Here is a 12376-nt window from a genome sequence, read left to right as displayed (position 1 = left end):
CCCCGCCCCCTATTCCATGAGCACGTCAGGCCCCGGGAGCACCGGCGGAATCGGAGGCATCGGCAGCACCAGACGTACCGGCGGCATCGGAGGTATCGGAGGCACCCACGGCACCCGCGGCCGCCTCCCGCCGCCGGAGCTCCGCCCACACCCTGCGCACCTGCGGTTCCAGGGCCTCCAGCGGCCCGTCGTTGTCGATCACGAGGGTGGCCACCGCCAGCCGCTGCTCGCGCGTGGCCTGCGCGGCCATCCGGGCCCGCGCCTCGTCCTCGGCCATCCCGCGCAGCGCGGTGAGCCTGGCCAGCTGCGTCGCGGGCGCGGCGTCCACCACGACCACCAGGTCGTACAGCGGCGCCAGGCCGTTCTCCGCGAGCAGCGGTACGTCGTGCACCACGATCGCGTCGGGTCCGGCGGCGGCTTCCAGCTCGGCCGACCGGGCCCCCACCAGCGGGTGCACGATGGCGTTGAGCGTCTGCAGTTTCGCCGGGTCGGCGAACACGATCGACCCGAGCTTCGGCCGGTCCAGCGTCCCCTCGGCGGTCAGCACGGACTCCCCGAACGCCGCGACGACGGCTGCGAGCCCGGGCGTCCCCGGTTCCACGACCTCCCGCGCGATGCGGTCGGCGTCCACGACGACCGCCCCGTACCCCGCCAGCATCCGCGAGACCTCGCTCTTGCCGGCACCGATTCCGCCTGTCAGGCCCACCTTCAGCATGTCCAGCAGACTAGACCCCGCGCCCCGGCCCCCGTACGGCCCCCCACCCCGCGCCCACTCGGGCACGGGCGGGCGGGTCCGTCAGCCCTCGCCCTCGCGCTCGGCCAGGAACCGCTCGAACTCGCGGCCGATCTCGTCGGCCGACGGGATCTCCTGGGGCTCGGCGATCATGTTGCCGCGCGTCTCGGCGCCGGCCGCCGCGTCGTACTGGTGCTCCAGACCCTGGACCAGGGAGACCAGCTCCTCGTCGCCCTCGCGGATCTGCCGGTCGATCTCCGTCTGGGTGCGGTGCGCCTCGGTGCGCAGCGCGTGCGCGACCGCCGGCAGAACGAGCCCGGTCGCCGCCGTGATGGCCTCCAGCACCGTCAGCGCGGCGTCCGGGTACGGGGAGCGCGCCACGTAGTGCGGGACGTGCGCGGCGACACCCAGTACGTCGTGTCCGGCCTGGCCGAGGCGGAACTCCACGAGGGACTCCGCGCTGCCCGGGACCTGGGCCTCGTCGAACGGGCTGCGGTGCCCGGGCATGAGGTCGGTCCGGTTGCCGTGCGGGGTGATCCCGACGGGCCGGGTGTGCGGGACGCCCATGGGGATGCCGTGGAAGTTGACGGAGAGCCGGACGCCGAGGCGTTCGACGATCTGCCGGACGGCGACGGCGAAGCGTTCCCACTCCACGTCCGGCTCGGGGCCGGAGAGCAGCAGGAACGGCGCGCCGGTGGCGTCCTGGACGAGGCGCACCTCGAGCCGGGGCTCCTCGAACTCGGTCCAGTGGTCGCGCTGGAACGTCAGCAGCGGGCGCCGGGCGCGGTAGTCGACCAGGCGGTCCGCGTCGAACCGGGCCACGACCTGGTGGGGCAGCGTGTCGAGCAGCCGCTCGACGATCTGCTCCCCGGCCTCACCTGCGTCGATGTACCCCTCGAAGTGGTAGAGCATGACCAGCCCGGCCGAGTCCTGGGCGAGCGCCAGGTCGGCCACCGCCAGGCCCTTGGCGTCCCATTCGTACAAACCCTTTGGATCGAGCACCGTCACCACTCCTCCTCGCCGTCTTCTCTGCGGACAACGTCCAAGGGGGCTGCCCCATTCCCCAGTTGGCCCCTTTCACAGGAACGCAACGCAGAGGACGCAACGCAGGTGACACGACGCGGGTGACATGACGCAGGCCGCCACACGGGCGACGCAACAAGGCCCGCCCCCCTGAGGGGACGGGCCTTGTCTTCAGCTCAGCTCACACCGGGGTGTGATGCGCTGCGATCAGCTCTGGCCGCCGGCCAGCTTCTCGCGGAGCGCGGCCAGGGCCTCGTCGGAGGCCAGGGCGCCCGAGGTCTCGTCCGACTCCGAGGAGTAGGAACCACCCGAGATGCCCGCACCGGCGTTGCCACCGGCGGCCGGGGCGGCAGCGCCCTCGGCGGCAGCGGCCTCGTCGGCCTCGCGGCTCTTGATGACCTGCGCCTGGTGCTGCTCGAAGCGGACCTGCGCCTCGGCGTACTGGCGCTCCCACGTCTCGCGCTGGGTCTCGTAGCCCTCGAGCCAGTCGTTGGTCTCGGGGTCGAAGCCCTCGGGGTAGATGTAGTTGCCCTGGTCGTCGTAGGACGCGGCCATGCCGTACAGGGTCGGGTCGAACTCGACCGACGCCGGGTCGGCACCGAAGGACTCGTTGGCCTGCTTCAGCGACAGCGAGATCCGGCGACGCTCGAGGTCGATGTCGATGACCTTGACGAAGATCTCGTCGTTGACCTGGACGACCTGCTCCGGGATCTCCACGTGGCGCTCGGCCAGCTCGGAGATGTGGACCAGACCCTCGATGCCCTCGTCCACGCGGACGAACGCACCGAACGGAACCAGCTTGGTGACCTTACCCGGGACGACCTGACCGATCTGGTGGGTCCGGGCGAACTGCTGCCACGGGTCCTCCTGCGTCGCCTTCAGCGACAGGGAGACACGCTCGCGGTCCATGTCGACGTCGAGGACCTCGACGGTGACTTCCTGGCCGACCTCGACAACCTCGGACGGGTGGTCGATGTGCTTCCAGGACAGCTCGGAGACGTGGACGAGACCGTCGACGCCACCCAGGTCCACGAAGGCACCGAAGTTGACGATCGAGGAAACGACGCCGGAGCGGACCTGACCCTTCTGCAGGGTGGTGAGGAACGTCTGGCGGACCTCGGACTGGGTCTGCTCGAGCCAGGCGCGGCGGGACAGGACCACGTTGTTGCGGTTCTTGTCCAGCTCGATGATCTTCGCCTCGAGCTCCTTGCCCACGTAGGGCTGGAGGTCGCGGACGCGGCGCATCTCGACGAGGGAGGCCGGCAGGAAGCCGCGGAGGCCGATGTCGAGGATGAGACCACCCTTGACGACCTCGATGACGGTACCGGTGACGATGCCGTCTTCTTCCTTGATCTTCTCGATCGTGCCCCAGGCGCGCTCGTACTGGGCGCGCTTCTTGGACAGGATCAGACGGCCTTCCTTGTCCTCCTTCTGGAGAACCAGGGCCTCGATCTCGTCGCCGACCTTGACGACCTCGTTCGGGTCGACGTCGTGCTTGATCGAGAGCTCACGGCTCGGGATCACGCCTTCGGTCTTGTAACCGATGTCGAGCAGGACCTCGTCCCGGTCGACCTTCACGATGACGCCGTCGACGATGTCGCCGTCGTTGAAGTACTTGATCGTCTCGTCGATCGCGGCGAGGAAGGCTTCCTCGTTACCGATGTCGTTGACCGCTACCTGCGGGGTGGTAGAGGTGGTCTCGGTGCTGCTCGTCATGTGGGAAAGGGCTCCGGTTACGGACAGAAAGTCGTAGGTACTGCTACGCCGGGAGCCCTTATCGGCATCTGCCGAAGAAGCCGGACAGCCAAGGAAGCCCAAACTCCGCCGTGAAGCGGACCGGGCCTCGAAAACCGAGGGGTCATCAACAGATGCAAGCGCAGCCTGCTAGGTCTGAGGAGCACAGGCTCGCAGCGCAACTTGTAGCATACGGGGGCAGCCGGACAGGGTCAATGCGCGAAGGCGCACACCCCGGGCGGATCACCGCACAACCGGCACAATTCGTGGGCGGGTGGGCGCGGATGGCCCCTTCCTGCCTCGTTCGAACTCTTTCCGCAGACTACGACGACAGGCCCCATGAACCAAGAGGACTACGCCCCCGAAGAAGCGTACGAAGCCGCCGGCGGCCCCGGCGAGGACGCCGAGGCCACACGGCGTGACGCCGACGACGCGGAGAGCAGCCGAGCCAGCCGGGGCTGGTGGGACCGCAACGCCGACGAGTACCAGAGCGAACACGGAGCGTTCCTCGGCGACGACCGCTTCGTCTGGGGGCCGGAGGGCCTGGACGAGGCGGACGCCGCCCTGCTCGGCCCGGCGGACTCCCTGAAGGACAAGGACGTCCTGGAGATCGGCGCCGGGGCCGCCCAGTGCTCGCGCTGGCTGGCCGCCCGCGGCGCCCGCCCGGTCGCCCTGGACCTCTCCCACCGCCAGCTCCAGCACGCCCTGCGCATCGGCGACGACGTGCCGCTCGTCGAGGCCGACGCGGGGCGGCTGCCGTTCCGTGACGCCTCCTTCGACCTGGCCTGTTCCGCGTACGGGGCCGTCCCCTTCGTCGCGGACCCCGTCAACGTCATGCGCGAGGTCCACCGCGTCCTGCGCCCCGGCGGCCGCTGGGTCTTCTCCGTCACCCACCCCGTCCGCTGGGCCTTCCCCGACGAGCCCGGCCCGGAGGGGCTGTCCGTCTCCGCCTCCTACTTCGACCGGACCCCGTACGTCGAACAGGACGAGCAGGGCCGCGCCGTCTACGTGGAGCACCACCGCACCCTCGGCGACCGGGTCCGCGACGTGGTCGCGGGCGGGTTCCGCCTGGTCGACCTGGTGGAACCGGAGTGGCCCGCGTGGAACACCCAGGAGTGGGGCGGATGGTCCCCGCTGCGCGGCAACCTGATCCCCGGCACCGCGATCTTCGTCTGCGAGAGGGACTGAGACACCGGTGACCCGACAGCTCCGCCAGGCCGACCTTGACGCCCTTCCCGTACGGGAGGCCGTGCCCGCGCTCGTCTCCGCGCTGGACGCGCACGGCGCTGCGGTGCTCTGCGCCCCGCCCGGCACCGGCAAGACCACGCTGGTGCCGCTGGTCCTGGCCGGGCTGGTGGGCGCCGGGCCCCGGCGCCGGGTCGTCGTCGCCGAGCCGCGGCGGATCGCCGCCCGGGCCGCGGCGCGCCGGATGGCCTGGCTGCTGGGCGAGGAGGCCGGCGGCTCGGTGGGCTTCACGGTGCGCGGCGAGCGGGTGGCCGGTCCGGACACGGTGGTGGAGGTGGTCACCACCGGTGTCCTGCTCCAGCGGCTCCAGCGGGACCAGGAGCTCTCCGGGGTGGACGTGGTGGTCCTGGACGAGTGCCACGAGCGGCACCTCGACGCCGACACGGTCGCCGCGTTCCTCCTGGACGTGCGGGAGACCCTGCGCCCGGAGCTGCGCCTGGTCGCGGCCTCCGCGACGACGGACGCGGCCGGCTGGGCCCGGGTGCTCGGCGGCGCGCCGGTCGTGGAGGCCGCGGGGGTCTCGTACCCGGTGGAGACGGTCTGGGCCCCGCCGCCGCGGCCGGTGCGGCCGCCGCACGGGATGCGGGTGGATCCGGCGCAGCTGGCGCACGTGGCCTCGGTGGTGCGGCGGGCGCTGGCGGAACGCGGTGGTGACGTCCTGTGCTTCCTGCCCGGCGTCGGCGAGATCGCCCGGGTGGCGGGGCTGCTGGGTGGGGGCGCCCACGACGGAGTCGGGGGGAGGGTGGACGCGGAGGTGCTCCAGATACACGGCCGGGCCCCGGCGGCGGTCCAGGACGCGGCGCTCTCCGTCGCCCAGCACCGCAGGGTGATCCTTTCCACCGCCGTGGCCGAGTCGAGCCTGACCGTGCCCGGCGTACGGGTGGTCGTGGACTCGGGACTGGCCCGGGAGCCCCGGGTGGACCATGCCCGGGGGCTGGGCGCGCTGGCGACCGTACGGGCGTCCCGCGCGGCCGGGCGCCAGCGGGCGGGCCGGGCCGGGCGTGAGGCGCCGGGGACGGTGTACCGCTGCTGGGCGGAGGCGGAGGACGCACGGCTGCCCTCCTTCCCCTCGCCCGAGATCCGGATCGCCGACCTGGCGCAGTTCGCGCTGCAGGCGGCCTGCTGGGGCGACCCGGACGCGTCGGGTCTGGCCCTGCTGGACCCGCCGCCGGCCGGGGCGATGGCCGCGGCGCGGGAGGTCCTGCTGGCGGTCGGCGCGGTGTCCCCGGCGGGGCAGGTGACGCCGCGCGGGCAGCGGATGGCCCGGCTGGGCCTTCACCCGCGCCTGGCCCGGGCCCTGCTGGACGGCTCCGCCGTCCTGGGGGCCCGCCGGTCGGCGGAGCTGGTGGCCCTGCTGAGCGAGGAGCCGCCCCGGGAGTACGGGGACGACCTGGCCGGAGCCTGGCGGCGGGCCCGCGCGGGCGGCGACGGGTACGCCTCCCGCTGGCGGGCGGAGGCCCGCCGCCTGCAGCGCCCAGCGGCCGCCGCCGAGACCGGGCCGCAGGGTGCAGCGGCCGCCACGCGGGGCTCTTCCTCCACCCCGGCCCTTCCCGGAACCGGCGCTTCGCCGCCGGCCCCTCCGGGGGCTGCGCCCCGGGAGCCCCACGCTGCGAACGGCGGCGGCCGGAATCCGGACCCGTCGGCGTCCGAGGCGCGGGGCCCGGGGTGGAGCCCCGGCAGCGGCGCCGCCTCCGACGACGCGGCCGCCGGGCTGATCGCCGCCCTGGCCTTTCCCGAGCGCGTGGCGAAGGCCAAGGGCGGCGGGGCGTTCCTGATGGCCTCCGGGACGGCGGCCGAGCTGGGGGAGGGCTCGCCGCTGCGCAGCGCGCCGTGGCTGGCGGTGGCCGTCGCCGACCGGGGGCCGCACTCCGCGTCCGCCCGCGTCCGACTGGCCGCCGTCCTCGACGAGGACACCGCCCGGGCCGCCGCCGCGCACCTGCTGGCCTGCGGCGAGGAGGTGCACTGGGAGGACGGGGACGTGGTGGCCCGGTCCGTGCAACGGCTCGGAGCGATCGAGCTGGCCGTGCGCACGCTGAAGAGCCCCGACCCCGGGCTCGTGCGGGCCGCGCTCGTCGACGGGCTGCGCGCCGAGGGGCTCGGGCTGCTGCGCTGGTCCGCGGACGCGCAGGCGCTGCGGGCCCGGCTGGCCTTCCTGCACCGCACCCTCGGCGGCGCCTGGCCGGACGTGGCGGACGACCACCTCCTGCTGGAGCGGGCCGGCGACTGGCTGGAACCCGAGCTGTCGCGGGCCCGGCGGCGCGCCGATCTCGGGCGGATCGATGCCGGGCAGGCCCTGAACCGGCTGCTGCCCTGGGCGACCGGTGAGGCCGTCCGCCTGGACGAGCTGGCCCCGGAGCGGATCGAGGTGCCCAGCGGTTCCCGGATCCGGGTGGACTACTCCGCGGAGCACGGGCAGCCGGTCCTGGCCGTGAAGCTCCAGGAGCTGTTCGGGCTGGCCGAGACCCCGCGGGTGGCCGGGGTGCCCGTCCTCGTCCACCTGCTGTCGCCGGCGGGGCGGCCCGCCGCCGTGACCGCCGACCTGGCCTCGTTCTGGCGGGGCGGCTACCGGGCCGTGCGCGCCGAGCTCCGCGGCCGGTACCCCAAGCACCCGTGGCCGGAGGATCCGGCGACGGCCGAACCCACCCGGCACACCAACGCCCGCCTCAGGCGGTGAGCCCCTCCCGGGCCCCGTCGTCGCGGCGGCCGCAGGCCTCCAGCCACAGGGCCAGCCCGAACAGCACCAGCCCGCCGGCCGCCAGGCCGACCGGGGCGTACGTGTGCAGCGCGAGGACCTTCGTACGGTTCGACCTGACCAGGTCGACGGTGTGGTCGGCGTAGTCCTGACGCATCTTCACGTCTCCCGCGAAGACGGTGAGCCTGCCGTCGGGGGCACCGGCCGCGATGCCGCCGCGCATCTCCTGCTCGATGACCTGCTCGGCGTTGACGGGCGCCCCGGTGACCGGGTCGACCCAGAACATCGCCTTGACCCGGTACCAGAGGCTGGTACCGGTGCTCTGTTCGAACGTCGCGGGGTCGATGCCCTCGATCGGCATCTTCTTCGGCAGGGAGACCTTCGTCCACGGCACGGTCTGCTCGTAGTAGTAGACGTCCATCCCCCGGTAGGTGCGCGGGCCGACGTAGTGGACCGGCGAGGAGGTGCGGGTCTGGGCGTCGAAGTAGAGGTAGTCGCGCGGCTCGGCGAAGAAGGGCCACTTGAACTCGATGCCCTCGCGCTTGACCGGGTCTGCGTCGACCATCTCGCCGGTGGCGTGCACCGGGTCCTGGGTGTGGGCGTCGAAGATGTAGCGCTCGGGGATCTGGGAGACCATCTTCCCGTCGGGGCCCATGATGTACGAGAGGGTGTCCCAGACGACGACGTCCTTGCCGGCGCTCGCCTCGATCTCCTTCGACGCCTCGACGTTGCCCTTCAGGGTCTGGACGATGGTGACCTTGTCGACCTTCTTCGGCTGCATGCCGGCGGTGTAGTCGAGGAGGGTCGCGTCCTTCGCCTCCAGGACCATCTCCTGGTACTGGTTCGGCGGGATCTTGGCGAGCCGGGGGTACGCGTACCAGCGCAGCAGCGGTGCGAGGGCCACGCAGAACACCGCCAGGGCCAGCAGGACGAGGCTCGCTCTGCGTCGCATGTCCGGGCCCCCTCTACTTTCCGGGCGCGGCGGGCGCGGTGGTGAGCAGCGGCTTGGGCGAGGTCTTGCCTTCGGGCACCCCGAACGCGGTGACGGCGAAGACGAGGGCCAGCGCGGCGGCCAGCCCGATGGCGGCGGCGACGAGAGCGCGCATGCCGGGCCTCCGAAATCTGATGGGGTGTCAGGGCGGAGGAACCGTAGCAACGCGGAGCCGAGATGAGAACCGTCGGACCGGGAGCACCGGCGGGCCGTTCCTCGACTTCCGCACGCCCCGCGCAGCTCACGCATACTGTCCGGACCGTTCGGGGCGCATCGGCCCGAAGTAAGGAAGAGGTGTCATGCCGTTCACCCTCAGCCATGCGGCGGCCGTGCTGCCGGCCGTCCGCCGGACGGGACGGGCCCGCGGGCCGCTGGTCGCATCGGCGCTCGTCCTCGGGTCGTTCGCACCCGACACGTTCTACTTCGGGGACGCCGTCGTCTCCGGCGTCATGCGGTACGGCGCCTTCACGCATTCGCTGCCCGGGGTGTTCACCGCCGACGCCGTGCTGACCGCCGTGCTCGCGGCGTGCTGGCTGCTGCTGCGCGAGCCGCTGATCGCGTTCCTGCCGCGCCGCCGCCAGGGCCGGATCCACGCCCTCCTGCGCGGCGAGGACTGGCGCAACCCGCGGGGCGGCGGCCGGCGCCCCGCCCCGCTCGCGCTCTGGTTCTACCTCTCCGCCGTCGCCGGTTCGCTCACGCACGTGGTGTGGGACAGCTTCACGCACCTGGACCGGTGGGGCACCAACGCCCTGCCCGCCCTCGGCGAGCCGCTCGCCTACGGCCTGCCCCTGTACTCGTACCTGCAGTACGGGACGTCCGCCGTCGCGGCCTGCGCCCTGCTGTGGTTCACGGGGACCGCCGTGCGGCGGCTGCCCGACCGGCCCGCCCCCGCGTCCGTGCCGGTCCTCGGCCGGGCGCAGCTGCTGGGCGCGGCCGCCCTGGTCACGGGGTGCGTGGCGATCGGGGTGACGATGCGGGTGCTGCGCTTCTTCACGTTCTACGACCGGATCCGCACCCCGCTCGACATCATCCCGACGGTCTGCTTCGGCGCGGGCGGCGGCCTCGCCGTGGGCCTGCTGCTGTACGGGGCCCTCGTACGGCTCGTGCACCGGCGCGCGGGCGCCCGTACGGACGCCGGGGACGAAACGCGGACGCCCGTCCCCACCGCGTAGCGGGGACGGGCGCGGTACGGGCCGCACGGCGGCCCTGCCTCAGTGCGCGGCGGACTCCCAGTCGGCGCCGACGCCCACCGACACGTCCAGCGGAGCGCGGAGCTCGACGGCGGCGCCCATCTCGCGGCGCACCAGCTCCTCGACCTCCTTGCGCTCGCCCGGGGCGATCTCCAGCACGATTTCGTCGTGGACCTGGAGCAGCATCCGCGACTTCAGGCCCGCTTCGGTGATCGCCTTGTCCACGCGCAGCATGGCGACCTTGACGATGTCGGCTGCGGTGCCCTGGATGGGGGCGTTCAGCGCCATCCGCTCGGCGGCCTCACGGCGCATCCGGTTGTCGCTGTTGAGGTCGGGCAGGTACCGGCGGCGTCCGAAGACCGTCGCCGTGTAGCCGGTGGCCCGGGCCTCGTCGACGACGCGGCCCAGGTAGTCCCGGACCCCGCCGAACCGCTCGAAGAAGGTCTCCATCAGGCCGCGCGCCTCGGCGGGCTCGATGTTCAGCTGCTGCGAGAGGCCGAACGCGGACAGGCCGTACGCGAGTCCGTACGACATCGCCTTGATCTTGCGCCGCATCTCCGCGTCGACCGCGGAGCGCTCCACGCCGAACACCTGGGAGGCGACGGTGGTGTGCAGGTCCTCCCCGGACAGGAAGGCCTCGATCAGGCCCTCGTCCTCGGACAGGTGCGCCATGACGCGCAGCTCGATCTGGCTGTAGTCGGCGGTCATGAGGGATTCGAAGCCCTCGCCGACGACGAAGCCGCGGCGGATCGCCCGGCCCTCGTCGGTGCGCACCGGCACGTTCTGCAGGTTCGGGTCGGTGGAGGACAGCCGTCCGGTCGCGGCGACGGTCTGGCTGAAGCTGGTGTGGACCCGGCCGTCGGCGGCGATCGTCTTGACGAGGCCCTCGACGGTGACGCGCAGCTTGGCCTGCTCCCGGTGCCGCAGCATGATCACCGGCAGTTCGTGGTCGGTCTGCGTGGCCAGCCAGGCCAGCGCGTCCGCGTCCGTGGTGTAGCCGGTCTTGGTCTTCTTCGTCTTCGGCAGGTCCAGCTCTCCGAAGAAGACCTCCTGGAGCTGCTTGGGCGAGCCGAGGTTGAACTCGTGCCCGACCGCGGCGTGCGCCTCCTTCACCGCCTGCTGCACGGCCCCGGCGAACTGCTGCTCCATGGCCTCCAGGTGGTCGCGGTCGGCGGCGATGCCGGCCCGCTCCATCCGGGCCAGCAGCTCCGAGGTCGGCAGCTCCATGTCGTGGAGCAGCTCGGCGGCGCCGACCTCGGCGAGCTTGCCGGTGAACGCGTCACCGAGGTCGAGGACGGCGCGGGCCTGCGCCATCAGGGCTTCCGCCTCGGCGGTCTCGTCGGCGCCGAACGCCAGCTGGCCGTCGGCGGCGGCGGGCTGCAGCTCGCGGTGCAGGTACTCGTGGGACAGCACGTCCAGCGCGAAGGAGCGGCGGCCCGGCTTGACCAGGTACGCGGCCAGCGCCGTGTCCATGGTGATGCCGGCCAGGGTCCAGCCGTGCTCGGGGAACACCCGCATCAGGCCCTTGGCGTTGTGCACCACCTTGGGCCTCGCCGGATCGGCGGCCCACGCCGCGAACGCCTGCTCGTCGGCCTCGTCCAGCCCGGACGGCTCGAACCAGGCGGCGGCGCCGCCGGCCGCGGCCAGCGCGATCTCGCTCACGTTGCCCTGGCCGAGCGCCCAGCTGTCCACGGTGGAGACGCCGAGCGGCCCGCCCGCGTGGCTCGCCAGCCACGGGGCCAGCTCGCCCGCGCCCAGCACGCTCGTGTCCAGCTCCACCTCGGCGACCGGAGCGGGGGCCGGCTCCTGCGCGGCGCCCGGGTCCACCGCCAGCAGCCGCTCGCGCAGCGACGCGTTGCGGATCTCCAGCACGTCCAGCACGCCCGTGACGGCGGAGCGGTCGTACGGGAGGCGGGCCAGGTCGCCGGCCGCCTTGGGCAGCTCGACGTCCTTGACCATCTCGGTCAGGACCCGGTTGAGCTTCACGGCCTCCAGGTGGTCCCGGAAGTTCTGCCCGACCTTGCCCTTGACCTCCTCGGCGCGCTCCACGAGCTCCGCGAACGACCCGAACTGCGTGATCCACTTCGCGGCGGTCTTCTCCCCGACGCCCGGGATGCCCGGCAGGTTGTCCGACGGGTCGCCGCGCAGCGCCGCGAAGTCCGGGTACTGCTGCGGGGTGAGCCCGTACTTCTCCTCGACCTTCTCCGGCGTGAAGCGGGTCAGCTCGGAGACGCCCTTGGTCGGGTACAGCACCGTGGTGTGCTCGGACACCAGCTGGAAGGAGTCCCGGTCACCCGTGACGATCAGGACCTCGAACCCGAGGGCCTCGGCCTGCGTCGCCAGCGTGGCGATCACGTCGTCGGCCTCGAAGCCGTCGATCGCGAACCGCGGCACGTTCATCGCGTCCAGGAGCTCGCCGATCAACTCGACCTGCCCCTTGAACTCGTCGGGGGTCTTGGACCGGTTGGCCTTGTACTCGGGGAACTCCGTCGAGCGCCACGTCTTGCGGGAGACGTCGAACGCCACCGCGAAATGCGTGGGCGCCTCGTCGCGCAGCGTGTTCGCCAGCATCGACGCGAAGCCGTAGATGGCGTTCGTCGGCTGGCCGGTCGCGGTCGTGAAGTTCTCCGCGGGCAGCGCGAAGAACGCCCGGTACGCCAGGGAGTGCCCGTCCATGAGCATCAGGCGGGGGCGGCCCGCTGCGGTCGTCTGGTCGGTCTTCTTCGATGCGTTCTCTGCCACGCCCCCGATCCTAGGCGGCCCCGCTG

9 protein-coding genes are annotated in these 12376 nt (G+C 72.8%); 3 read left to right on the top strand and 6 right to left on the bottom strand.

Annotation, left to right across the window (positions count from 1 at the left end; genetic code table 11):
- Positions 1-25: 25 nt before the first annotated feature.
- From coaE to rpsA, 3 genes are all read right to left on the bottom strand, one after another.
- Positions 26-715, bottom strand: a complete 690-nt coding sequence (coaE, locus tag ACIPK4_RS11525; RefSeq protein WP_402311268.1) for a dephospho-CoA kinase — start codon at positions 713-715, stop codon at positions 26-28.
- 81 nt (positions 716-796) lie between these two features.
- Positions 797-1735 carry a PAC2 family protein gene (locus ACIPK4_RS11520; protein ID WP_402311266.1) on the bottom strand — a complete coding sequence of 313 codons (939 nt, stop codon included), beginning with the start codon at positions 1733-1735 and terminating at the stop codon, positions 797-799.
- Positions 1736-1963: 228 nt separating this feature from the next.
- Positions 1964-3472, bottom strand: coding sequence for a 30S ribosomal protein S1 (gene rpsA / locus ACIPK4_RS11515; RefSeq protein WP_030292147.1), 1509 nt, complete (start codon positions 3470-3472; stop codon positions 1964-1966).
- A 357-nt stretch (positions 3473-3829) separates the two neighbouring features.
- Between rpsA and ACIPK4_RS11510 the strand changes: the two genes are divergently transcribed.
- Together ACIPK4_RS11510 and ACIPK4_RS11505 are read left to right on the top strand one after the other, a co-directional pair.
- Positions 3830-4678, top strand: coding sequence for a class I SAM-dependent methyltransferase (locus ACIPK4_RS11510; RefSeq protein WP_402311263.1), 849 nt, complete (start codon positions 3830-3832; stop codon positions 4676-4678).
- Positions 4679-4685: 7 nt separating this feature from the next.
- Positions 4686-7409 carry an ATP-dependent RNA helicase gene (locus ACIPK4_RS11505; RefSeq protein WP_402311261.1) on the top strand — a complete coding sequence of 908 codons (2724 nt, stop codon included), beginning with the start codon at positions 4686-4688 and terminating at the stop codon, positions 7407-7409.
- On the opposite strand, the gene ACIPK4_RS11500 is transcribed toward ACIPK4_RS11505, so the two are convergent.
- The gene (locus ACIPK4_RS11500; protein WP_402311258.1) at positions 7399-8379 is read right to left on the bottom strand and encodes a DUF3068 domain-containing protein; all 981 of its coding nucleotides are present in this window, start codon (positions 8377-8379) and stop codon (positions 7399-7401) included. The two genes, ACIPK4_RS11505 and ACIPK4_RS11500, sit on opposite strands and share 11 nt — an antisense overlap.
- A gap of 13 nt (positions 8380-8392) precedes the next feature.
- The gene (locus ACIPK4_RS11495; RefSeq protein WP_376195961.1) at positions 8393-8533 is read right to left on the bottom strand and encodes an SPW_0924 family protein; all 141 of its coding nucleotides are present in this window, start codon (positions 8531-8533) and stop codon (positions 8393-8395) included.
- Between the two features lie 184 nt (positions 8534-8717).
- Here ACIPK4_RS11495 and ACIPK4_RS11490 point away from each other — a divergent pair, with 184 nt between their 5' ends.
- Complete coding sequence (locus ACIPK4_RS11490; protein ID WP_402311255.1) at positions 8718-9590, top strand: DUF4184 family protein; 873 nt, start codon at positions 8718-8720, stop codon at positions 9588-9590.
- Positions 9591-9629: 39 nt separating this feature from the next.
- On the opposite strand, the gene polA is transcribed toward ACIPK4_RS11490, so the two are convergent.
- Positions 9630-12350: a DNA polymerase I gene (polA, locus tag ACIPK4_RS11485; protein ID WP_402311252.1), complete on the bottom strand. Its 2721-nt coding sequence runs from the start codon at positions 12348-12350 to the stop codon at positions 9630-9632.
- Positions 12351-12376 lie beyond the last annotated feature (26 nt).

Origin of the sequence: Streptomyces sp. NPDC086989 (assembly GCF_044745505.1) — a bacterium.
Taxonomy (GTDB): domain Bacteria; phylum Actinomycetota; class Actinomycetes; order Streptomycetales; family Streptomycetaceae; genus Streptomyces.
This window is presented reverse-complemented; position numbering and strand designations above follow the sequence as displayed.